At 62.1% G+C, this 23435-nt stretch carries 21 protein-coding genes and 2 pseudogenes; 11 read left to right on the top strand and 12 right to left on the bottom strand.

The window, feature by feature from the left end; genetic code table 11:
- The first annotated feature begins 2 nt into the window (after positions 1-2).
- From hutG to FHX60_RS24385, 5 genes are all read left to right on the top strand, one after another.
- Positions 3-947, top strand: a complete 945-nt coding sequence (gene hutG / locus FHX60_RS24405; protein WP_183284903.1) for a formimidoylglutamase — start codon at positions 3-5, stop codon at positions 945-947.
- A gap of 185 nt (positions 948-1132) precedes the next feature.
- Positions 1133-2527, top strand: coding sequence for a saccharopine dehydrogenase NADP-binding domain-containing protein (locus FHX60_RS24400; RefSeq protein ID WP_183284902.1), 1395 nt, complete (start codon positions 1133-1135; stop codon positions 2525-2527).
- Positions 2527-3702 carry a glutathionylspermidine synthase family protein gene (locus FHX60_RS24395; protein WP_183284901.1) on the top strand — a complete coding sequence of 392 codons (1176 nt, stop codon included), beginning with the start codon at positions 2527-2529 and terminating at the stop codon, positions 3700-3702. Before FHX60_RS24400 ends, FHX60_RS24395 begins: the two co-directional genes overlap by 1 nt.
- A 3-nt stretch (positions 3703-3705) precedes the next feature.
- The gene (locus FHX60_RS24390; protein WP_183284900.1) at positions 3706-4431 is read left to right on the top strand and encodes a hypothetical protein; all 726 of its coding nucleotides are present in this window, start codon (positions 3706-3708) and stop codon (positions 4429-4431) included.
- 61 nt (positions 4432-4492) lie between these two features.
- Positions 4493-4891 (top strand): DUF350 domain-containing protein, encoded by a 399-nt coding sequence (locus tag FHX60_RS24385; protein WP_092315314.1) that lies wholly within the window; start codon positions 4493-4495, stop codon positions 4889-4891.
- 93 nt (positions 4892-4984) lie between these two features.
- Here the strand turns inward: FHX60_RS24385 and FHX60_RS24380 are convergent, their stop codons facing one another.
- Both FHX60_RS24380 and FHX60_RS24375 read right to left on the bottom strand, forming a co-directional pair.
- Entirely contained in the window at positions 4985-5443 is a 459-nt protein-coding gene (locus tag FHX60_RS24380; RefSeq protein ID WP_092315316.1) for a DUF2846 domain-containing protein, read from the bottom strand.
- A complete protein-coding gene (locus FHX60_RS24375; protein ID WP_183284899.1) occupies positions 5440-5850 on the bottom strand; it encodes a hypothetical protein in 411 nt (136 codons plus the stop codon). The genes FHX60_RS24380 and FHX60_RS24375 overlap by 4 nt, the downstream gene beginning before the upstream one ends.
- 418 nt (positions 5851-6268) lie before the next feature.
- On the opposite strand from FHX60_RS24375, the gene FHX60_RS24370 reads away from it, so the two are divergent.
- Positions 6269-6637 (top strand): hypothetical protein, encoded by a 369-nt coding sequence (locus FHX60_RS24370; protein WP_183284898.1) that lies wholly within the window; start codon positions 6269-6271, stop codon positions 6635-6637.
- Positions 6638-6648: 11 nt separating this feature from the next.
- Here the strand turns inward: FHX60_RS24370 and FHX60_RS24365 are convergent, their stop codons facing one another.
- The 6 genes and pseudogenes from FHX60_RS24365 to FHX60_RS24340 form a co-directional block, all read right to left on the bottom strand.
- Positions 6649-7281, bottom strand: a complete 633-nt coding sequence (locus FHX60_RS24365; RefSeq protein WP_311730707.1) for a hypothetical protein — start codon at positions 7279-7281, stop codon at positions 6649-6651.
- 317 nt (positions 7282-7598) lie between these two features.
- Positions 7599-8006: pseudogene (locus FHX60_RS24360) on the bottom strand (transposase); the annotation flags it as partial.
- Between the two features lie 102 nt (positions 8007-8108).
- Positions 8109-8657 carry a hypothetical protein gene (locus FHX60_RS24355; protein ID WP_092315324.1) on the bottom strand — a complete coding sequence of 183 codons (549 nt, stop codon included), beginning with the start codon at positions 8655-8657 and terminating at the stop codon, positions 8109-8111.
- The gene (locus FHX60_RS24350; protein WP_092315326.1) at positions 8654-9274 is read right to left on the bottom strand and encodes a hypothetical protein; all 621 of its coding nucleotides are present in this window, start codon (positions 9272-9274) and stop codon (positions 8654-8656) included. Before FHX60_RS24350 ends, FHX60_RS24355 begins: the two co-directional genes overlap by 4 nt.
- Positions 9271-9831: a PAAR domain-containing protein gene (locus FHX60_RS24345; RefSeq protein WP_183284896.1), complete on the bottom strand. Its 561-nt coding sequence runs from the start codon at positions 9829-9831 to the stop codon at positions 9271-9273. Before FHX60_RS24345 ends, FHX60_RS24350 begins: the two co-directional genes overlap by 4 nt.
- A 413-nt stretch (positions 9832-10244) precedes the next feature.
- Positions 10245-11027, bottom strand: a complete 783-nt coding sequence (locus FHX60_RS24340; protein WP_183284895.1) for a GntR family transcriptional regulator — start codon at positions 11025-11027, stop codon at positions 10245-10247.
- Between the two features lie 95 nt (positions 11028-11122).
- On the opposite strand from FHX60_RS24340, the gene FHX60_RS24335 reads away from it, so the two are divergent.
- The 3 genes from FHX60_RS24335 (at position 11123) to FHX60_RS24325 (ending at position 14339) form a co-directional block, all read left to right on the top strand.
- Entirely contained in the window at positions 11123-11905 is a 783-nt protein-coding gene (locus tag FHX60_RS24335) for an SDR family oxidoreductase (protein WP_183284894.1), read from the top strand.
- A gap of 74 nt (positions 11906-11979) precedes the next feature.
- Entirely contained in the window at positions 11980-12912 is a 933-nt protein-coding gene (gene kce / locus FHX60_RS24330) for a 3,5-dioxohexanoate:acetyl-CoA acetone transferase (protein WP_183284893.1), read from the top strand.
- A gap of 119 nt (positions 12913-13031) precedes the next feature.
- A complete protein-coding gene (locus tag FHX60_RS24325; protein WP_183284892.1) occupies positions 13032-14339 on the top strand; it encodes an MFS transporter in 1308 nt (435 codons plus the stop codon).
- Between the two features lie 22 nt (positions 14340-14361).
- Here the strand turns inward: FHX60_RS24325 and FHX60_RS24320 are convergent, their stop codons facing one another.
- A complete protein-coding gene (locus FHX60_RS24320) occupies positions 14362-15711 on the bottom strand; it encodes an XAC2610-related protein (protein ID WP_183284891.1) in 1350 nt (449 codons plus the stop codon).
- A gap of 320 nt (positions 15712-16031) precedes the next feature.
- Here FHX60_RS24320 and FHX60_RS28020 point away from each other — a divergent pair.
- Both FHX60_RS28020 and FHX60_RS24305 read left to right on the top strand, forming a co-directional pair.
- Positions 16032-16999, top strand: a pseudogene (locus FHX60_RS28020) (LysR family transcriptional regulator).
- Positions 16986-17819, top strand: coding sequence for a YdcF family protein (locus FHX60_RS24305; protein ID WP_183284955.1), 834 nt, complete (start codon positions 16986-16988; stop codon positions 17817-17819). The pseudogene FHX60_RS28020 and the gene FHX60_RS24305 overlap by 14 nt, the downstream one beginning before the upstream one ends.
- Positions 17820-17924: 105 nt before the next feature.
- Here FHX60_RS24305 and FHX60_RS24300 read toward each other — a convergent pair whose 3' ends face one another.
- From FHX60_RS24300 to FHX60_RS24290, 3 genes are all read right to left on the bottom strand, one after another.
- Positions 17925-18254, bottom strand: a complete 330-nt coding sequence (locus FHX60_RS24300; protein WP_183284888.1) for a DUF1484 family protein — start codon at positions 18252-18254, stop codon at positions 17925-17927.
- A 779-nt stretch (positions 18255-19033) separates the two neighbouring features.
- The gene (locus FHX60_RS24295) at positions 19034-22210 is read right to left on the bottom strand and encodes a type I restriction endonuclease subunit R (protein WP_183284887.1); all 3177 of its coding nucleotides are present in this window, start codon (positions 22208-22210) and stop codon (positions 19034-19036) included.
- A 19-nt stretch (positions 22211-22229) separates the two neighbouring features.
- The gene (locus tag FHX60_RS24290; RefSeq protein WP_183284886.1) at positions 22230-23435 is read right to left on the bottom strand and encodes a restriction endonuclease subunit S domain-containing protein; all 1206 of its coding nucleotides are present in this window, start codon (positions 23433-23435) and stop codon (positions 22230-22232) included.

The raw sequence follows: 23435 nt of genomic DNA, 5'->3' as shown, positions 1-23435 counted from the left end.
GCATGGCAGTGACCCATCATCCGTGGCAAGGCCGTGTCGACCACGGCGAGCAGGGCGACACCACGCGGCTGTTCCGGATCGTGCAGGCGCTGGACCCGTCGGACGCCACGCCCCTAGGCAGCGCACCGGTATTGCTCGGCTTCCGTTGCGATGCCGGGGTGCTGCGCAACCAGGGCCGCCCCGGCGCCGCGCAGGGCCCCGACGCCATCCGCCAGGCACTGGCCAACGTGCCGGCGCACGGTCTGCCGGTGCTGCATGACGCCGGCAATGTCGACTGCGACGACGGCGACCTCGAATCGGCGCAGCAGGCGCTGGCAGACACCGTCCGCGCGGTCCTGGCGCGCGGCGGCGTTCCGCTGGTGCTGGGCGGCGGCCATGAAGTGGCATGGGGCACGTGGCAGGGCCTGCGCGCGCACCTGGATGCGCAGGACGATGGCGGGCGCGTGCTGATCGTCAATATCGACGCCCACTTCGACCTGCGCACCAGCCGGCCCGCCAGTTCCGGCACGCCCTTCGACCAGATCGCCCACGCCTGCGCCGGGCGCGGCCAGCCGTTCGACTATGTCTGCCTGGGCGTCAGCCGCCTCAGCAATACGCCGGCGCTGTTCCAACGCGCCGAGGCACTGGGCGTCTGCTATGTGGAAGACGTCGACATGCAGGAACGCCACCTGGAAGCGCGGCTGGCGGAACTGGCGGCGCGCATCGACGCCGCCGACCATGTCTACCTGACCATCGACCTCGACGCGTTGCCGGGCGCCGTGATGCCCGGCGTGTCGGCCCCGGCCGCCTACGGCGTGCCTTTGCCGGTGGTGGAAGACGTGGCCCGGCTGGTCCGCCGCAGCGGCAAGCTGCGCGTGGCCGACCTCGCCGAGTACAACCCCCAGTACGACCGCGACCACCAGGGCGCGCGCGTGGCGGCCCGGCTGGCCTGGCGCCTGTTGCGCTGACAGGCCGGCCGCATACCCTTCCGGCAGTTGGCAGCCGCCGCGCGCGGCGATAGTATTGCCCTTCGCTAGATTTAGCGATTCTGATCAGAATTGATAAAACCAGGCAAGGGCAGTCCTGCGCCCGCGCGGCCTCGGCCGCGTCCGCGCGCTGGCCACCTTGCCGCGTTACGGGCGGAAGGGTCTGCGTGATCGAACACATCGTTATCGTCGGTTTTGGCTGCATCGGCCAGGCCGTGCTGCCGCTGCTGGAGCGAGCCTGGCCGGCTGCGGCGATCACCGTGGTCGACCGCGCGCTGGACCACGCTCGCCAGGCGCTGGTCGCCCGGCACGGGCTGCATGCCATCCACGCCGCCATCACCGCGGCCAATTTCGAAACAACACTGGGCCCGCTGCTGCGGCCTGGCGCCTTCCTGCTGAACCTGGCCCCGTCCGTCTGCAGCCGCGACCTGATCGCGCTGGCGCAGGCGCATGGCGCGTTCTATGTCGATGCCGGCATCGAACCCTGGGACTATGAAGCCGATGCGCAGGCCTCGCACCTGAGCAACTACGCGCTGCGCCACGAGATGCTGGCCTTCGCCCGCGGCCGCGAGGCCCTGCCGACCGCGCTGGTCGCCCATGGCGCCAACCCGGGCCTGGTCTCGGTGCTGGTCAAGGCCGCGCTGATGGCACTGGCCGGCAAGGCGGAAATACATCAGCCGGAGCCCCGGGATCGCGCCGGTTGGGCCGCGCTGGCGCGCGCGCTGGACGTACGCGTCGTGCAGGTGGCCGAATACGACAGCCAGCAGGCCCCCGGCTATCCGCGCGACGGCGAATTCGCCAACACCTGGTCCGCCGAAGGCTTTATCACCGAGTGCCTGCAGGACGCCGAACTGGGCTGGGGCAGCCATGAGCCGGCGCTGCCGCCCGATGGCTACCGCCACGGCTACGGCAGCGGCGCGGCGATCGCACTGGACCGGCCGGGCCACCGCACGCGCGTGCGGTCGTGGTCGCCGGTGCACGGCCCGTTCGACGCCTACCTGATCACCCACAACGAATCGATCTCGATCGCCGAGTACCTGACCAACACCCGCGCCGGCCAGCCGCTGTATCGCCCCACCGTCTACTACGCCTATCGCCCCACCGCCGCCACGCAGGCCTCGATGCAATGGCTGGACGACCGCGCCGCCCCGCGCGTGCGCGCCGAACGCATCCTGCGCGACGAGATCCAGTGCGGCGAAGACGAGCTCGGCGTGCTGCTGATGAGCGGCCGGCACGGCGCGGTCTGGCATGGCTCGCGCCTGTCGGTGCAGCGTGCGCGCGCGCTGGCGCCGTACAACACCGCCACCAGCCTGCAGGTGGCATCGAGCCTGGTCGCCGGCATGCAGTGGATGCTGGCCAATCCGTCGCGCGGCGTGGTGGAATCCGATGCGCTCGACTTCGGCCCGGTGCTGGCCGGCGCCGCGCACTGGTGGGCGCCACTTTTCACGCAGTTCACCAGCTGGCTGCCGCGGCCCGGTGCCACCTCGCTCGCCTTCACCGACTTCCTGCTGGACCGCGCCAAGGTCCGGCCCGATCCCGATCTCCTGACCCTTGCCTGCTGATGCAACGCATCCCGCAAACCCCGCGCCGCAACTGGCCGCGCGAACTCGAGAAGGTGGGCTTCCACTTCCATTCGCTGGACGAATTCAACGTCCCGCGCGAAGTCGATGACCACACCTTCTTCTACTGGCGCGAAGACGCCGCCTATGCCTTCAGCAAGCAAGAGGTGGAAACGCTCTACGCCGCCGCGTACGACCTGAACCAGCGCTGCCTGGAAGCCGTGCAGCACGTGATCGACCACGACCTGTTCGCACGCCTGGCCATCGACAAGGATTTCGCGCAACTGATCCGCACCTCGTGGGACCGCGACGAGCCCACGCTGTTCGGCCGCTTCGACATGACGCTGGACCCGCACGGCGTGCCCAGGCTGTACGAGTTCAACGCCGACACCCCGACCTCACTGATTGAATCCGCAGTGGCGCAGTGGTACTGGAAAGACGCCGTGCAGCCGCACGCCGACCAGTTCAACAGCCTGCACGACGCACTGGTGGCGCGCTGGCAGTGGCTGCGCAACCACTACCGCAACGCCAGCCTGCTGCACCTGGCGTGCATGTTCGACAGCCAGGAAGACATCTGCAACACCGAATACCTGATGGACACCGCGCTGCAGGCCGGCTGGTCGGTCAAGCTGGTCGACCTGCAAGAGATCGGCACCGACGGCCGCGGCAACTTCTACGACGCCGACAACGTGCCGATGGAAGTCGTGTTCAAGCTCTACCCGTGGGAATGGATGGCCACCTCCGACTACCGCGACCAGCTCGCGCACAGCCCCGTGCGCTGGGTCGAGCCGCCATGGAAGGCGGTGCTGTCCAACAAGGCCATCCTGCCGATCCTGTGGGAGCTGTTCCCGGGACACCCCAACCTGATCGAAGCCAGCTTCGACCCGGGCCACTTCGCCGCCCGGCCGCACGCGAAGAAGCCCTTCCTGTCGCGCGAAGGCGAAAGCGTGACCCTGGTCACTCCCGAAGGCGACCGCGTTCACAACCCCGGCGAGTATGGCGAAGAAGGCTTCATCTACCAGGCCTACGAACCGGCGCGGCGCTTTGACGGCCGCTACACCACGCTCGGCGTCTGGATCGTCGACGACGTACCCAGCGGCCTGTGCGTGCGCGAAGAATCCGGGCCCATCGCCAAGAACACCAGCTTCTTCGTTCCCCACTACTTCACCCACGCGTAAGCCATGGCCAACAAGAAGAAGGGCACCAAGCGCTCCAAGTACGGCAGCCCATATCAGCCCGGCAGGGGCGGCTCCGGCGGCCCGTCGCCGCGCATCGCCGCATACCAGGCCGAACAGAAGAAGCAGGGCGGCTCACCCGCGCTGTGGATCGTCGGCGCCTGCGCCGTGGTCGCCGGCGTGGCCGTACTCGGCTCCTGCAGCGACGACGCCGACGACGACCCCGGCGTGACCGTGCGCCGCGCCAGCTACGCCACGCTGGCAGACTGCGAGGCCGACTGGAACACGCCCAACGACTGCGAAAGCGTGCCGCTCGACGACCCCAGCACCATCTACAGCTCCAGCCTCAACGCCCCCGCCAGCGAAGCCGCCGGCAGCTCCGGCACCACGCATAGCAGCAGCGCGTACTACGCGCGCTGGTACGGCCCGTACTACACCGCCAGCGGCACGGTCTACCATCCCAACGGCACCCAGACCCAGCGCGACATGTCGTCCGGCCCGCTGCGCCCCATGCACGTCTACGACCGCAACGGCACGCCCACGCAGTCCTTCACCAACGCCACCCCGCGCGCCGCCATGGTGGAAGAAGCCACCGTACGCCGCAGCTCGCTCAGCGGCGGACGCTCCATGGGCCTGACCATGCGCTCCGCAGCCGTGTCGCGCGCACCGGTGGTATCTCGCGGCGGCTTCACCAGCCGCTTCGGCAGCTCCGGCCGCTCCGGCGGCGGCTGAACGACGCCCGCCGTTCGCCATCTCGCTAGCAAACCCTGACAACTGACAACGAGTCCATCCAATGGTCAATACCATGCACCCGGCGCTTGCCTACCTGATCTACATCGTCACCAGCTTTGCCATGCTGGGATTGTTCCTGCTCGTCTATACGCGGGTCACACCGCATCGGGAATTCACGCTGATTCGCGAAGGGAACGTCGCGGCGGCATTGTCGCTGGGCGGGGCGGTGCTGGGGTTCTCGCTGACTTTGTCGTCGAGCATCCAGCACAACGCTACGTTTGCGATGTTCTTGCTGTGGGCGTTCGGGGCGTTTGCGGTGCAGGTGGTGGCTTACCTGGTGGCGGCGCGGGCGCTGGGGGGTGTGGGTGAGGCGATTGCCAGTGATAACCGGGGGGTGGGGGCGGTGATGGGGGTGATTTCGTTGTCGGTGGGGGTGGTGAATGCGGCTTGTTTGACGTGAGACTGCGGTCCGGGACCGGCAACGCGACGGGTTGCGCCGAGCGCCCCCGCCTGGTGTCCCAACCAGGACACCCAGGCAGTGCTGTCACGGCGCTTACTTCGCCGGCGTCTTGACCGCGTCGCCGGTGTAGCTCAGCGAAGCCAGGTCGGCCTGCGCCTTTTCCGGCGTCTCCAATTCCAGCACGACGCGGCCCACCATCAGCCCCATCGACGGTGAGCTGCGCACGTACTTCGTCTCGCCAGCATCCAGCACGAAGCTCAGCGTCTTCTCGGTTTCGGTCGCAGCGGAGGCTACGTACTTGCCGGCAGGCCGGTCCACAAAGAAAAAGCCACCGGGCTTGGACTCGCCCACCACCTGATTATTAAGACGCAGATCCGGCTGGATCGCGGCGCCGAACATCGACGCCGAGCGAAGGAAGTAGACCCGACCCTCGTTCGGCTTCAGCGTCGGTATCGACGCTGCCATGTCGGCGTGTTTCACACCCGAAGCACACCCCGCCAGCAGCGAAGATACCGCCAGTCCGGCGATCAGCATACGTGCAACCCGTTTCATTCCGATTCTCCCAAGTTCAAAGGTACTGCGGTGGATAGCGGGGAATAATTCTGTTCCCCTGGCAAATAGAAGCCCACCAGGGTCTTATCGCGGATGACCAGGTAGGCCTCGTGGACCTGACGGCCCTCGATCGTCAGAATGGTGCCGATGGGCCGGTAAACGTCGCCCTGGGGAACGCGACCCACCCTCGACCAGACTGACCTCTCGGGCAGCGGGCGGGAATAGCCCGTGTCCAGTTGGACGGTTGTATCGATCAGGATCTGGATGCGTCGGGCGGCCACGCTTGGTTGCTTGGCCTCGATAGCCGATGGGACCGTCGCAATCATGGGGGCACAGGCGGAAAGCGCCACGCAATAGCACGCGGCGAGCCGCGCGTGGCTTGGGCTGCGAAGGAAGGGAGCTTTCATCATTGAATCCGCTTGAATCTATATTTCGCGAAATACCTAGCCGTTCCGGTCGGGATTGCGCCAAGTCGCAGGCTCATGTGGACCTGCATGCCCCGTTCAAGGATGAGGTTTCCAGAAGGATCTAGATACAGTGTGACGACCGAGTCGGAGCGATTTGGTCCATACTCAGATCGCCCGCCGTCGCTCGCCCCTCCCCACGAAATTATTCCATTTGCACCAGTACACACAAATCTCCCCTTGTCCTCAAAGGAGGAAACATACTCAATCGATTTTCCATTCTCATAACGCAAATTGAGTTTCGCAATACGGCTTGCCATTGCCACGATGGCATAAGTAGGGGACGCGTACCGCCCCTCGCTTGATCGGGAGGCAGCAAGTACTTCCTGCGCTTGACGATTGTCCTGAAAGGGAAAGACGTTTGAAAGCCGCCATTTCCTCGCTGCTTGTTGCGCTATTGCATCCCCTTCGACGAGTTCCCCAATCCCTTCATACCGCCCGCTCAAATCCGGGCAATCCGCTGCTGCATACGCTGCTGGATCAAGATTATTGCCTCCAGCACCGGGGTAGTTCGGCGGCGAATGAAGGCACCCCGAACAGACCAGGGCCAACATCGCAACTATTGTCCATCCTTTCACATTCGTTCCTTCGATTGCTGGGTCTGATCGAGCGCCGTTCCGATCTCTGTCATCAATTTCCCTACTTTGGCTCGCGGTGCACCGATTCGTGGTTCGACCTCGAACAGCTCAATGCCTTGCAGATATCCCTCACGATCCATTGGGGGATGTAAAAGACCGCTCTTCATCGGATTCGCTTGAACCGATATCTTGCAAAGTGGTTGACCGTCCCAGTTGGAATAGCGCCAAGCAACATGCTCATGTGAATCCGCATAGACTTCTCATAGATAAGGTTGCCATTCTCGTCGAAGTAAAGCATAGCCATTGAATCGGATGTATTCGGCCCAAACTCGGAACGACCTCCTTTGCTCGAGCCACCCCAGGCTATCTTTCCCTCACCCCCAGTACAAACGAAGCGCTTCTTGTCTTCAAAGGAGAACCGCTGAATTTCAGCTTTTCCGTTGGGATATATGAATCTACTTTGAAAGATTCGCTCACTGACCCGTGACACTTGTCCATATTCTGGGTATTGAAATCTCCCCGTCTGAGACTTAGAAGCCTTGTCAATCGCGGACACCTCCTCCGCACTCACAAATGGGAATACATTTTCTAAGCGCCTAGTCCTTGCCCAGCCTTGCGCAGTGGCATCACCGTCCAGGAGCACTCCTTTCCCCTCATACTGACCAGTTAAATCAAGGCATGCTGCATCAACATAGTGAGATGGATTGATGTTCTCACCGCCCGCACCGGGATAGTTTGGGGGAGAGTGGAAGCAGCCCGAGCAGGCGATCGCTAACAGGAGAACGACGAATTTCACTCCACTCATTTTGCATCCTTCGAGCGCTGGCTCTGATTGCGAAATGCAGACCAGTCCAGGCCGTATTGATTGAGCAATGTCACTCCAGCGAACGGCGCTGCCAGTGGAATGTCGATATCGGTCTGGAGCCAGAACATCATTCGGGTGCCGCCGTCAGGTACAACATCGGCGGCCAGGACGGTCGCGGCCATCGACGCCGCAGCCAGAGCTAATGCTGTGATGCAGGGCCATGTGGCGACGGCACGCCCTAAGGTGCCTGCTTGATCCGTAGTTGCCTGTACGGGATGCATTGACCGCGCTCCCGTCTTGCTGGGTGGGCGCATCTCGCGCACGGTCATGCCCCGGGCGTACCTGGCGATGATCTTGTCGTCGAACCCGGTGAAGCGCCGCTCGTGCTTGGGGATCAGAATTGGATCGAAACTGCCGTCGCGGTCGCGCGGCATGTCTACCCGCAGCGGGCCGTCGTCGGTCAGAAGGATCTTGGCGCTCTTGCCATTGCGCTGGTTGACCGTGCCAGCCGGGCGCTCGGCGCCAGCCGCGTAGCGCAGGTGATGGCCGAGCTCAGCGCCCAGGGCGCGTTCGATCAGGGCCTTCTTGAACGCCATCGAAGCGTCCTGGACCGCCTCGGCAGTCATCGGGCCCTTGACGAAATGGGCACTCAAGTCCTCGGGGATGGTCGGCAGCTCACGGTCGGCGGCCTGGCTCGTCTTGGTTCTGCGTGGCATACATGCTCCTTCGACATGTCATGGCCTAAACACAAAATTTCTGACAGGTCCGAGCACCAGACGACATCGGCAACGCCGAATTGCGGATTCCAGGCCAGAACCTCATTTACCCGTGTTTCCGATTGACTCGGCTTGTGATGGCTTCACATCGGCCACCTTGTAATACAGCTTCAATTTCGCACCTTGCGACGACGGGATCCGTCCCACGTAGGCTGACCGTACAAAGGCGGCGCTTCCGCTTCCGTTGCTTTCCATTAAGCACACGTATCGTCGCCCGTGTTGGCTAAGCACAGCGTAGGCAGCCAGCATCGGTTGCTCGATTCTCGAGGGTCGGTGCTTTCCAAGAGCGACCGCACGTCTGATGTACCCGCGGCGCGCTCCGACGAAGATGAAGTCGTTGCTACCGCGCTTGCTGCTAGCGTAGCCAACCGGGAGCTTGTTGTTTGCGCCACCGGGGATGAACAACTGATACCCGGGCACAGTAACGTCGTCTATAAGATCCGCATTTCCCTCAATCTGGGAAACTGAGACCGATGCGTCCGACGAGCTGTCGAAGAGCAGGCAACTGTCGATGATGGCCGCCGGCAGTTGCTCGGCGTGAGCGGTAACGGAAAGCGCAAGCAGCGAAGCTACGAGAACGGTTCGCGTCATTTGTACTCCTTCGCGCGTGTAACGGTCATCCAGTCTTGGCCATATCGCCAAAAGATCGTCCCTCCCGCAGCCGCCGTAGACTCATAGACCCAAGAATAGCGCCCAACCTCCTCCCTTACCGTCTTGACTTGTCCGTTGACCTTCTTTCGAACGGTTCTATACAGAATCTTCGTCCTCTCTGACCCGCTGATGCCGTAGATATTGTGCGCTGGATCTGTGAAGTGGATGCCAGACCTTACCTTCGCATGATGCTTGTAATTGGACCTGATGTCCGCCCCATCCCAAAAGTACGCCCCCTTCGAATGGTCCACGCCTCCTGAAAGGGCATTCCTTGCTGCCCTCACCGCATCTGACATGGGCGCGCTCCGTTCGACGTCCTTTTCAGCGGCCTTCATCAACTTGGCGTAGCGTGCGTTACCGTCTGTTCGCACAAAGGAGAAGTTCTTATCCTTCGATGTGAAGGCATCAATAGATGAATAGCCGCGTGCCTTCATCTGACGAACCATAACGCTTGCCAGCGCTGCCATCTCTTCGTATTGATCCAGCGTGGAGGATTCGCCATAGGCGATGGCAGCCAGCAAGCGCTCTTCCGAAGTGAGCTTGGTGGAATCCATCATGCTCGTCCTTCAGTCGGCTTGTCCAGCCATAGGACGATGTGCCCCTCGACATCGCCGCGCACGGCTGCAGACGTCTCGCGAAGTTCGGCATTCCGCGTAAGCGGTTGATCCTTAATGTACAGGTCATATCGGTAGCCATACTCCGGCTTGTCTGTATCGGCATCAACAAGCTCGTAGTATTGCTCAATGACTCGCATGTCCCTGGCCGCTTCGTCTTCGCCATAGCCCAATCCTTGTGAGGATAGCGACAATGTGTGAGGACCGGCCGTTTGCACTTCGATACTAAAGTCGCATTGCGAAGGAATGACGACCGGTCGTGCGGCGCACCTGCAATAGACGCGGGCACCACTTACCAGAATCTGCTTCCCCTGTATGTCGAACGAAGGATGGCAATCGTTCATGACGGGCCCACCTGCCTTGCAAGCGGGACAGGTTGCATAGTCGCCTTCGACACCCACCGTTACGTCATGATGAAACATGCGCTGGCCAGTGGCCATAAGTGTCCCGTTCGAACTGGTCTTATCCCCGTTTCGAAGTGCGTAACGAATGTCAGGCATGGTGGCTTCAGATTGACCGATCTGATACCGAGGTTTAACCAACCTCGGTTCGGGCCTCCATAGGGCTAACCTTAAAGTTGTTCCTCTTCGTGAGGGACCAGCATGCGGGAAAATCGCGGAACAAGCTTTGGTGGGCGGCGGCGAGTTTGTCCAGCCATGCCGGATGTCGGCGTCAGGCACGTGCCCGCAGCTTTGCGCAGGATCGCGGCAATCGGCTGAAGCGCGCCGTTACACGCAAAGAGGTGCTTGCGGCCGCGACGAGCGAGTTATCGTTGGCTCTGCGCAATGCGCCGGCCAAGTCGGCTCGAATGACCTATGACCGGAGTCCCGGCGGTGAAGCATGTTGCTGCGCTATTTGGCTGGCGATTTACGCCTGGCGAGAATTCGCTGATTCTGCTCGCCCGAAGGTTGGCTCAGCGCTTCGCCCCCGCCCGCCCCGCCTTCGCGGCCCGTTTCACTGGCACCAGTGCGACGGCCGCCTCTTCGGCCTTGTCCGCATTCACCAGCACGCCCGCCGAGACAATGTATGCCGCAGCGCTCTCTATATCCCCACGCAGCGCCGCGCAGGCCGCCGCACCGTCATGCTTGCGAAGCGCCTCGACCAGCTTGTCGTGATGCTTGACCGCCACGCGCTCTTCCACCCGTCGCGATCCCGAGCGCAGATCATGGTTCAGGATCGGGCCGATGCGCAGCCACGTTGACTCGATCATCTGCAACAGGATCGGCATGCGCGCCGCCGCGTAGACGGCAAAGTGCAGGGCCTGGTTCGCGGCGATGACATCCGCGCCGTCCGGATTGCGCTTGGCCATCTCGTCTGCAAACCGGCGGTGCAATGCCTGTACCTGCCTTAGTTCCTCATCGGTGATGCGCTCGGCCGCGGTGGCGGTGGCGAGCCCCTCGAGCTCGATGCGGATCTTCGTGATTTCCTCGAACTGGCTGACGCTCATGCGCGGCACCCGCAGCGCGCGGTTGGGCGTGAGTTCGAGCGCCTGCTCGGCCACCAGCCGGTGCACCGCCTCGCGCACCGGCATGACGCTGACGCCCAGTGCGCCGGCGATGTTGCGCAGCGAAATCTGCTCGCCCGGCATCATCTGGCCGCTGACCAGCAGGTCGCGCAGCTGTGTGTAGACGTCTCGGCTGAGCGTCTGGCGGACAAGAGGCGTGACAAGGTCGTTCAGGGGCATGCCGCGAAGCATAGCACATAGGGTTATTCTCTATATTTGATCTGTGATCACAGTTTTAATCTTCGTCCGGAAGGCAGGCATGGGCCTGTTCCCAGGAGATTGGAATCATGTGGAAGGATGAATCGCTCGCCGGCAAGCGCGTACTGGTGACCGCCGGCGCGGACGGGATTGGCCTGGAGATTACGCGGGCCCTGGTGGAGGCGGGCGCCCGCGTTGCGGTGTGCGACGTGGCCGGCGACAGCCTCGAACGCGTCGGTGCGGCGCTGCCCGGCGTGGTGGCAATCCGGGCCGACGTGTCGAAGGAAAGCGACGTCGAGGCGCTGTTCCAGGCGGTGGATGACGCCTTCGGCGGGCTGGACGTGCTGGTCAACAATGCCGGGGTTGCCGGCCCGACGGGTGGTGTGGAAACCCTGTCGCTGGCCGACTGGGAGCGCACGCTTGCCGTCAACATCACCGGCCAGTTCCTGTGCGCCCGCGCCGCGGTGCCACGCCTGCGGCAGGGGCGCTCGCCGTCGATCGTCAACTTGTCTTCCGCTGCCGGGCATCTGGGCATGCCGGGCCGTTCCGCCTACTCCGCCTCGAAATGGGCCGTGGTGGGCTTTACCAAATCGCTGGCGCTGGAACTGGGCGTGGATGGCATCCGCGTGAACACGGTGCTGCCCGGTGCCGTCGACGGCCCGCGTATCCGCGCCGTGATTGCCGCGAAGGCCGAGTCGCTCGGCAAGCCGCTTGAGGAAGTCACGCGCAACTACACCTCGCAGGCGGCCTTGCAGCGCATGGTGACGATGCGCGACATCGCCAACATGGTGCGCTTCCTGTGCAGCGACCAGGCCGCCAATGTGCACGGCCAGGAAATGGTCGTCGACGGCCTGACCCAGGCGCTCAGCTAACGCGCACGGCGCATTGCGGGAGCCGACGGATATCCGCGGCCCACCCTCCGACCCAACCCGATCAAGGAACCACCATGGCCAAGCGAGCCAAAGCCATCATCACCTGCGCCCCGACCGGCGCCATCCACACGCCCAGCATGTCGCCCCATTTGCCGGTGACGGCCAACGAGATCGCCAGCGCTGCCATCGACGCGGCACGCGCCGGCGCCGCCATCCTGCATCTGCACGCCCGCGACCCCAGGGACGGACGCCCGTCGCAGGACCCGGAGCTGTTCCGCCCGTTCCTGGCCAAGATCAGCGCCGAGACCAATGCCGTGATCAACATCACCACCGGCGGCAGCCCGCACATGACGGTGGAAGAGCGCATGCTGCCGGCCACCACCTTCAAGCCGGAACTGGCCTCGCTGAACATGGGCTCGATGAACTTCGGCCTGTTCCCGATGCTGGAGCGCTTCAAGGATTTCCGTCACGATTGGGAGCGCGAGCACCTGGAGAACAGCCGCAACCTGATCTTCAAGAACACGTACCAGGACATCGAGAACATCCTGCGCATCGGCAATGCCAACGGCACGCGCTTCGAATTCGAGTGCTATGACATCAGCCATCTGTACAACCTGCGGCACTTCCTCGACCGTGGCCTGGTCAAGGGGCCGGTGTTTATCCAGTCCGTGTTCGGCATCCTGGGCGGCATTGGTCCCGATCCCGAAGACCTGATGCACATGCACCGCACCGCGCAGCGCCTGTTCGGCGATCTGTTCCGCTGGTCTATCCTGGGAGCCGGCCGCAACCAGATTCCGCTGGCCACCATCGGCGCTGCAATGGGCGCCAACGTGCGCGTCGGCCTGGAGGACTCGCTCTGGATCGGCCCGGGCCAGCTGGCCGCATCCAGCGCCGAGCAGGTCACGCGCATCCGGACCGTGCTGGAAGCGCTGAACATCGACGTCGCCACCCCCGACGAAGCCCGCGACATCCTCGACCTCAAGGGCGCCGCAGGCACCGCGTTCTGAACCGCCGGGCCGCCATGGCGCGGCCCGGGCAGGCATCGATCACCGAAAGACATCAACCAGGCCGAATGGCAAGCCCGTGCCTCGGCGCGGCACCATATCCGCCGATGGAGTCCACACCCATGCAGACCGTACCCGCCTCGGGCGCACCGCCGCTGGCCGCGCCGACCGACCGCCCGCTGACCGCGCTACTGTTCCGCAAGCTCATGCCCTTGCTGGTGCTGTCGTACGTGATCAGCTTCCTGGACCGCACCAATATCGCCCTGGCCAAGACCCACATCGCGGTCGACCTGAACATCTCGGCCACCGCCTACGGCCTGGGCGCCGGCCTGTTCTTCCTCAGCTACGCCTTCCTGGAGATCCCGAGCAACCTGATCATGCATCGGGTCGGGGCGCGCTTCTGGATCACACGCATCATGGTGACTTGGGGCCTGCTGTCCGCGGCGATGGCGTTTGTGCAGGGCGAAACTTCCTTCTACATCATGCGCGTGCTGCTGGGCGCGGCCGAGGCCGGACTCTTTCCCGGCGTGATGCTCTACCTGACCTACTGGTTCGGACGCGAAGATCGCGCCCGCGCGGTGGGCTACTTCCTGCTGGGTGTCTGCATCGCCAACATCGTCAGCGGCCCGTTGGGCGGCGCGCTGCTGGCCATGGACGGCATCTGGGGCTTCAAGGGCTGGCAATGGATGTTCGTGCTCGAAGGCTTGCCCGCCGTGTTCCTTGCCGCCGTCGTCTGGAAGAAGCTGCCCGACGGACCGGACAGCGCGCCGTGGCTGACGCCCGCGCAGGCCCAGGCCGTGCGCACCCGCCTTGCCGCCGAAGCCGCCGATGCCAGCACCGGCAAGGCCGGCCACTCATTCCTGGGCGCCATGCGCGATCCGCAGGTCTGGCTGGCGATCTTCATCTACTTCTGCCACCAGATCTCGATCTACACGGTGATCTTCTTCCTGCCGGGCATCATCGGCACCTACGGCAAGCTCACGCCAGTGGAGATCGGCTTGCTCAACTCGCTGCCGTGGATCGCCGCCGCCATCGGCGCCGCCTGGCTGCCCCGCCATGCCAATACTCCCGGCCGCGGCCGCCGACTGCTGTGCCTGGGACTGGCGGTGATGGCCGGCGGCCTGCTGATTGCCGCCTTCGCCGGCCCGGTGATGGCGCTGGTGGGCTTCTCGCTGACCGCGCTGATGTTCTTCGTGGTGCAGTCGATCGTGTTCCTGTTTCCGTCGTCGCGGCTGAAGGGTGTGGCGCTGGCCGGCGGGCTGGCGCTGATCAATACCTGCGGGCTGGTGGGTGGGTTCATCGGGCCGTCGGTGATGGGGTTGATCGAACAGGCCACCGGGAGCACGCGTAATGGGCTGATCATCATGGCGGTGCTGCTGCTGGTGGCCTGTGTTGTGGCGCCTGCGTTGCGGCAGGGGCAGGAGCGTTGACGGGCGTACCGCCGGGCCTTGATCAATCGCCTGCGTATCTCCGGCGTGTTTCGCGGTAGTGCATTTTCCCGTTGCGCAGGCGACCGGTCGTGGTGCTTACCCACTCCCCGTTTGCGTACTCGTTCTTGCTGTACACAAGCGTCAGCTTGCCACGCACGTAGCGATAGACCTCGGAATAATGGCTGCAACAGCCGCCACGCTGCGCGCTGTGAACGGTGCGCGTCTTCCGGTCGATCCACAGCTGGGTCAGCTCTGACAAGTCGCGGGAGAAATTGAACCGGCGCCGTACCGGGTCGTACAGGAACACGTTGGTCGTGCTGTTCGGCCCGGCGCCACCAGACATGCCGGATATAGCAATATCAGGATGGCCGTCGAAGTTGGCGTCTAACACTTCGATGGCTTCCTCACCCTGCGCATAACGGGCGTCCGACTCGAAATCGCGCAGAACCTGCAGGCGGTGGCCGCTGTTCCGATTCAGGACTTCAATGGCAACTGGCTGGGGCGCCTCCGTGCCCCTGTCAGCCGGTATTACGCCTACGCGAAACCGGAAGTTGCGGGTCGTGGCAAGCTGCGCTACCCACTGCACAGGGACGACATCATCGCGGTCGATCCACCCATGGCGAGCGTTGCCGTCTTCGAAGTAATCGATCTCGAACCATTCCGACTGACGGTCCAACACTGCAACGAACGTTCCCGCCTTCAAATGAGATCCGTTAGTCGTGCGCTCACGTGAATCGAAAACCGGGACCGCGTTTTCCAGAAAGACAATATCCCGGTAGGGGCGTACCTTTTCCAGCGCAAATCGATCGGTACGGTAGGTGACCTCCACGCGATCGATCCACTTGCCATAGGCGGCAGGGTCACACACGCCGAGCAGGCAGCCAATCCTGTCGTCCTGAGTGGGTGTACGTTCCGGCGGGATGCGGATTCCATCCAGGGGGCGCCGGGCCGGCGTCTGCCTCAGGATAAAGCTTGCAAGCGTCCGATCGGACAGCGCTTCCTCGCCAGCACAGAACGGCTCAGCGGCTGAATAATGATTCCAGCTTGGCATGGCATAGGCAACGCAAGACCGATCGCCATGATCACCATCGGCCTTGTAGCCGTCCGCTGTCAGGAACAGCACTCTGTTGCGCTCGGGCTCCGCATATCTCGCCTCCCGCGACACCACGGCAAACGTGACACTGGCCGCCGCAGGAAAGGCATGCTCGAATCGTTCCTCGATGCGTTCACCGGGCTTGGCTTCCGAGCGTCGCACGGCAGTCAGGTAGGAACCGGCGTCAATGCGATAGATGCCCGGCATCAATGCAGCGCCATAAGCGTGTCCGGCAACAGCGGCGCCGAGCATCAGGGACGCAAGTGTCAATGTCTTCATGGGTGAGGGCCCGGAAAGTCAATCGCGCATCGAAACCGACGTTATATCGGCACCCCCATCCGGCTGCAACGCTATTCGCGCCAGATTCTGCAGCGAGATGAGAATCGGCTGAGGCCGAATTTCCGCTCGATGCCACAGGTCGGCGGCGCTGCGACGGCACCCGCGACGACCGAGCTGACTGTCAGCGGCACAAAGATCTTCAGGAAGCCACCGAGAAACCGCATGACGTAGCGGCTTCTGGGTCCGTAGTCTGTTGCGCATCATCAGTGCCGTCCAATATCTGTTTTGTTGGAGGGCATAAGTTCGTACTATGGCAACCTATGCAGAACGCCCGCAAACTGGACATCCCTCGCCTGATCGCCTTTATCGCAATTTGCGAAGAGGGCAGCATCACGGCCGCGGCGCGCAGGCTAAGGCTCGCCCAGCCGGCATTGACCGTCACCGTGAGCAGGCTGGATGATGTGCTGGGGACGGTGTTGCTGACGCGAGGCATTCGCGGGGTCACGCCGACAGAAGCGGGACAACGCCTCCTACGGAGCGCCTACGAGATCGTGAATCTCGTCGAGTCCACGTTCCAGGAGCTGCAGCAGTGCACAGCCGACCCTGGCGGCGACGTTTCCCTGGGACTGCCTTCCTCATCTGCCGCCGTGATTGCCCTGCCTCTGGTCGAACGCATCTCCATGCGCTACCCGAAAATTCGCCTGCGCCTGGTAGAAACGTTCTCCGGCTACCTGTGGAATTGGCTATCAGAAGGACAGCTCGATCTGGCGGTGGTGATTGACCGGACCGCGACGCCGGAAGTGCAATGCGAGCCCATCGCCAGCCGGGACATGCAACTGGTAGGCCGGCCAGGGTCGCTACCAGACACAAGCACGGTGCAGGCAAGGACGTTGGACAGGTATCCCCTGTGATGCCGTCGCGCCTGCATGCCATTCGGTCAACCCTGGAGGCCCATGCCGCACGAGAGAACGTGGCACTCGACGTTCGCGTTGAAATAGACGCCGGCCAACGGCTGATACGACTGGTGGAAACCGGTCGCATGTTCAGCGTTCTCGCCAGGAGTGCCGTGACACGGGAGATCCAGCAAGGGACGCTGGCGGCGTGCATGATCGAGCCACCTATTACGCGCGCCGTATGCCTGGGACAGCGGCGCGCACGCATGGCAGATCCGGCAGTCCGCGCCGTTATCACGGAATTGGCCGCAGAGACCCAGGCGTTGATAGATACCGGCATTTGGAAGGGCGCCAGCGTGGAGCAATCCCTGAGGCATGAATATGCCGTTGGATAATCTGACAAGCAACTATCTGGAGAACCTTGCAGTGAAACGAAGCGCGCGCTGGATGCGCCTTGCCCTGGCGCTGGTTGGCGCGGTCCTACTTGGCGACGCCGTCGCGCTGATGGGAATGGGGCTATTCAACTTCGGCATTGTGTTGCCGGGGTCTATTGGGATCGCGTTCCTGTTGCTCGCCCTGTGTTGGGACGGCGTGGCCCGGTGGCGGAAGTCAGATCGCCGGCGACAGGTGCTTTGGCGCGCGGGCTGGATTGCGTTTGCTGTGTGGCTGGTGACTGTCGGGGCGTTCTTTTATGACATCCGCAGCGGCATGGGCGTCCCCGTGCCGGCAGGGACTTCGGTGAAGGCGATCGTCATCCTTGGGTCAGGCACGCCTAACTGCGAGGCGTCGCCGACGTTGATTGCGCGGCTGGATCAAGGGTTGATGCAGGCGCAGCGATGGCCGGAGGCAAAGTTGGTTGTGAGTGGCGGACAGGACTTCGGGTTGCGGTGTGTCGAGGCGGACATCATGGCGGACTACCTTGTAGCGCGTGGGGTGGCGGCGGACAGGGTGATTCGCGAAGGGCGGAGTACGAGTACCGAGGAGAACCTGGTGTTCAGCCGGCGGTTGCTGGAGGGACAGGGCGTTGATGCTGCGAAGGCGATGGTAGTGGTGACAAGCGATTTTCACGTGCGGCGGGCGGTGGGGATTGCGCGGAAGGCCGGGTTTAGCCAGGCATTCGGCGTGGGAGCCAGGACGCCGTTGTACCTTCGCTTCAATGCGTGGTTGCGGGAGTACTTTGCGGTGATCAGTAGTTGGGCCTTGAGGGAGTATTGAGGCTTCGGCTTGCGGCACTTCGCAGTGCAGGAACCACAACGGCGCGAGACCAGTTGGCTCGCGCCGTTTTGCTTTCAGGCCCGCGTTGCGCGGGCCTGTCCCTCGTCAGACAAGCGCCTGCAGGCGGTCGGCGCACTGGTCGATCTGCCGCGTGAGCGGCGAAAGCAGGGCGTGGAGACCGATGCTGTCAGGAACATCGCCAGCCTGCAGGTCCAGCAAGGTCAGGACGGATTGGAAACCGGCGCTGACGCGCAGCAGATCGTCGCTGACTTCGAGGATGCGGTCCTCGAGGGTGATGGCTTTGCTGGGTTGTGGTGGGGTGGCTTTGGCGCGGCGGCGGAATTGGGCGCGGTCTACCTTGGCCAGGTTTTCGGCTAGTTGGGCTTGTTTTTGGGCGAGGGTGGGCTCTTGGGGAGCAGGGGTGGTGCTAGTCATTGCGACCTCCGTGCACAAGTGATGGAGGCTCGACGTCCGCTGTCAACCGGGTGGGCGAGCACGAGGCAGGGTTGACAGACCGGCATGCACGAACCGGCGAGCCCGAAGGCTCCCCCGCCAGGGCTCGCCCGTCAGGGCGTGCATTGGCGAAAGACGAGAGGATACCGCTTCGCGGCTCGTCCGGCTGGCATGGATCAGGCTGTCAAACCTGGTCGACCATTGTGTTGGCGACGCTGCCAGTTTCCGACGGCAGTCCGCTCTGCACAATGCTGCGGAGTCTCAAAGCGTCCTTCCATCGGTAATAAGCGTTGACTCGCCGGTCGGTGTGGCGGAGAGCCGCTGTCTGTCTTGCACAAGGAAGGGAAGAGTCCCTCGGTCTGTCGTCTGGGGGCACGTTTGCTAGCTGCCAATGGCATGAAACCAGTGGTGCATCAGGAAATCGGATCTGACTCCATCCGCTCGGCCATGTTCGCAAGGGTACCCCAGCATCTTGGCTAGCTCATGCGCGGACAGCGGCGTGGAGAAAGTGCATCTTCATGGTCTCTCCACTCGATGGGAGACCATCATGGAAACCACTATACTGCCCGATGCGCCGATCACAGGGCTCTCGAAGTGGATCAGGCCCCGCGGCCCCAACGTCACGACCTCGATCACACGTGAGTCGATGAGTTGCGCCAGTCTGGCCGCGTCATGTCGGCCTTTCCGGAGGCCTCCTACCTCAAGCGGATGGTTGCGTAGGACCTGCGCTGCACGCTCCGCCGGTCCGCTATCGGCAGGCTTCAGACTTGACCGGAACCTTCCGAGCTCGGCGTACCCGACTCCGCGTCGTTCAGAGACAGAACACCTCGAATCAGAAAATCACTAAGTAGCTTTGCCGCTTTGATGTTTACCCTGAACATGGGAAGCGGCTTGCCCTCAATGTGTTCGAAGTGGGCCTTGGCCCGTTGTGCGTCGACCGTTCCCCGCAGATCGTCAAATCGCCCGTACTCATTCAGGTTGAGCTCAGTGACATGTGCACCCATCAGGGCAACAAGCTTCACTGGATCGACGCCAAGCGTCGCGACGACGGCTTCAAAAGCCTTGTTCTTCGCCCGTGCCTTGTAGTCAACAAGGTAATCACGAAAGGTTCGATCGGGATCGATTTGCACATCGCCACGCTGAATGTCATGCAGAAAAATCTCGGCGAACCGTTGGTCTACCTGTGAGAGCGATGTAAAAGACCGGTGCAATTCGGCCAGAGTAGCCTCTTTGGCCGGTGCGTCGCCGCTCTGCAAAACTTTGAGGTATTTCTCAAAGCGCGAGTTCATGTAGTCGGCGTCGATCTTGCCGGTGTCAATCTCGGTGATGTGGCTGTCGATCTCGAACGGGATGGTTTCGCCACCGCCGCCACCCGCCCCGCCCAGCTCTTTGTAGCGCTGCAACAGCGTCAGGTACTGCTGGTGACTGATCGCCACCTCGACCTTCTGCTTGGGCTCGTCACCAAACTCATAGACAGTTTTGGCCCAGGTAAACCCCTGAATCTTCGCGGCCTCCAAGACGGCACTGAACTGGTTGAACTGCTTGGCGAAGGCCGCGCGCGCAGCCAGGTCGTCCGGCAGCTTCACGAAGTCGGCGATGCCCGCTACGCTGAAGATAGTGCTTATCTCGGCAAAGTTGGCATTCATCCGCGCCAGGTTCAGCGGCAACCGGTCGGCAAAGAGGCCGATCGGCTTGTCACCGGAATAGAGCCTAACTGCAGCGTCTACATTGCGCTTCATCGTGTGAGGCTTGCGGTAATAGCGGATGGTGCCAAAGGGCTTGTCCGGCCCGAACAGGCGGTTGGTCCGTGAAAACGCCTGGATGATGTTTTCATACTCCAACAGCTTGTCGACGTAGAGCGTGTTCACCCATTTCGAGTCAAAGCCCGTCAGCATCTGGTTCACCACGATCAGCAGATCGAGCCGTCTGTCCGGTTCAGCCGAAATGCGGATGTAGGGCGCCTTGTGGGCAAGACGCGCGGCCAGGTCCTTCTTGAAACTCGCGTGCGAGCCCAGATCGAACTTCTGCCCGTAGGTCGTGTTGTAGTCCTTGATGATTTCTTCAAGACCAGCCGTCTTGAAGGCCGGATCGCCGCCTCCGTCTTCGTCGCTGATGTGCGGATCGAAGAGCGCGGTGATCTTCAGCGCCGGGCACTGCGCCTTCATCAGGCGGTAATAGGTGATGGCTTCCGCGATGCTGCTGGTGGCGAAGATGGCGTGGAACTTCCCGCTTTGACTCAGCACCTCCCAGTTGTCGGCAATGTCCTTCAGCACCGCGTTGCGGTGCTCATCGCGGTCGTACTGAGTGTTGGGGAGATGGTCTTCAATGCCTGGTTGATACACACCGCCGGCATCACGGTGCCCCGCCATCGGCACGTCGTTCATGTAGCGGTTAAAGACTCTCTTCTTCGCCGCGTCGGCCAGCGCTTCGGCCACCGTGTGAGCCTTGGCCTTTCCCAGTGCTACCGCTTGACGTAGGTCACGGTCGCGGTAGGTCAATACCTGGTATGGGTCAAAGCCCAGCACGTTCTTGTCGCGGATGCCGTCGGCAATGCTGTAGCGGTGCAACTCATCACCGAAGACATCGGTGGTGGTGTTGTCCTTGCGAACGTTCTCCTTGTGGATAGGGGTGCCGCTAAAACCGAAGAAGACCGCGCCCGGGAAGCTCGCCTTGATATCGATGAGCATATCGCCAAAGGTAGAGCGGTGGCACTCATCGACGATGAACACAATGCGCTTGGCTCGCATGGTCTCAAGGTCGTGCGCCTTCAGCCCATCGGCCTCATCCGTGAGTCGACTCATCTTCTGGATGGACGAGACGATCAAGGTGTCTGCAGGATCCGTGCTCTTCAACTTCTTGACGAGCACGCCCGTGTGTTCGGTGGCCTGCACCTGGTTGCTGTCGCCAGCGAAGTCCCGGTAGGCCTTCAGCGTCTGCGTGCCTAGTTCGACGCGGTCCAGCAGGAACACCACCTTGTCTGCGTCCTTGGAATTGGCGATGAGCTGGGCCGACTTGAAGCTTGTCATCGTCTTGCCCGAGCCGGTGGTGTGCCAGATGTAGCCGCCCAGGCGGTTCGGGTTCTTCCAGTCGGTCTTGGCCACCTTGTCCGAGATGGCGTGCGCGGCATAGTACTGATAGCTACGCATCACTTTCAGCACGCCGTCTGCCTCATCGGCCACGGTATAAAAGCCAATCAGCTGATGCGCCATCGGGATCGACAGCAGGCTGGCCGTGACGCTCTTCCAGCCGTTGATCGGCTCGTTGTTGAAGTCCGCCCAGTGGAAGGCGTAGTCCTTGTTAAAATTGCCGTCCGGCCCGGGGTTGGCAAAGTACAGCGCCTCGGCGGGCTCCATGGCCACAAAGATCTGAATCAGCGAAAACAGACCGCTGAAAAGGCCCTCGCGTGCATACTTCTGGATCTGGTTGTAAGACTGGCTCACCGGCACGCCGCTCTTCTTCAGCTCGATGTGGATCACCGGCATGCCGTTGATGAGCAGCAGCAGGTCACCCCGCCGGTCATTGAGCAGCTCCGAGGCACGGGCGTAGCGCGGCTGCTGTGCAATCTGGTAGCGACTTTGCCCGGCAGCGATCTCATGGCGGTCGTAGACCTTCAGGCTCACCTCTTTGCCAAAGTGCAGCGTGTCCGCCGGGTTGTCGCGGGTGATGGCCACTGTCTTGCCATTGATGAAGCCATTGAGCTTGAGCGGCGTGCGCAGCGCGGTGATCTGCTCCATCACCTGCTGCATCTCGCTGTCGGTCAGCGGCACCTCGTTGAGCCGATCCTTGCCGCGATTGTTCTCGAAGAGGATCTGCTTCCAGTTGGCTAGCAAGTCTGCCTCGCTCGGGCACTTGATGACATCAAGTTCACCCCAGCCGCGCTGGCGGAGCTCGTGGACAACAGCCGCTTCAAATTCGGATTCTTTGGCGATGGTGGTCATAAGGTATGAGGGGCAAGACTCAAGCAAACATCTTTCCCATACAGGCCGCTTTGACCCGCTTGAGCTGCAGTAGCTGTGTCGCGTGCTGGGAAATCAGCATATCTAGCGTGGAAAAATAGGTACCGATTTTCTCTTGCTCGTCAGGTAGGGGAACCGCTACTGTCATTTCTGACAGAACATTTGCATTTATTGCAGGATAGCTTGTCCCAGTGCAATTATCCAAGACCAACTTCACAAAACTATCGCGCTGCATTAATGCCAGGAGGAAGCTTCCGCTATCAAACGGGCGAATTTGCGCATAACCCGTAGAAAAAACGTAGTTGCTGCCCAATAGTGTAAATAGGTAATTGTTCTTCTGATAGGGCCTGACAGTTTGAAAAAACAGGTCGCCACGGCGAGCTAAGCGCTGCGCCCGAGAAGGTGCAGCTTCCCGCATCATCGTCCTATGTCCGACCATTTCAGTTCCAACAACCGACTCTAGATCAACGTACTCGAATACTTCAGGCAGATCCTCTTTGGGATTAAATGTGCCGAGGGCCTTCAGCTTCATCTCAACCCAATCCTTTGAGAAGCCTTTAAATCGTATTTGAGGAGTGCATGCACCAGGTTTTGGGAACATCTTCTCCAGCATTGCCTTCTTCAACGCTCTTAACTTGTCATGCTTGCTTTGATGCAGTCCGATCAGCAGATCTAACTGCCGAAAAAAGAGGCCGATCTGAGCTTGTTCGGCTTTACTGGGAAGAGTGAACTCTCGCTTTTTCCAGTCTTCGGCATCGAAGAACAGCTTTTCAATGTCTACACCGTAGGAGCTCAGAAAGAACTTCCGACGCATGGCGGGCAGGCTGACGGCGATCGTGAGGAACTCCGTCAAGAGCTTTTCGCTATCGACAGCCGTCAAATATTCGTTCGAAACGATGGCGCCATCCAACTCTGGCGGCACCATGCCGGTGGCCCCATGGACCACCTGACGTTTGGAAATGACGAAGTCGCCGGCCTGGAGTTGGGCGTAGTTCTTCACCAGGATGTCGCGTCCCAACAGATGGCCACGAGAGACTACGCCTTCGTTACGTCGCTTGACGGTGATGAGCTCGTAGCGCTGGTGGTCGTTCAGGGCGATGGGGCGCCTCTTTTCAGCGAGAACGCTGCCAATCTTTTCGTCCTCCCACTTTGCCTCGAATGCTTTGAAGCGAATCGGCGGAACTTTGCGCGCGATCTGACCTGCCAT

This window comes from Cupriavidus alkaliphilus, assembly GCF_014191175.1.
GTDB lineage: Bacteria > Pseudomonadota > Gammaproteobacteria > Burkholderiales > Burkholderiaceae > Cupriavidus > Cupriavidus alkaliphilus.
This window is presented reverse-complemented; position numbering and strand designations above follow the sequence as displayed.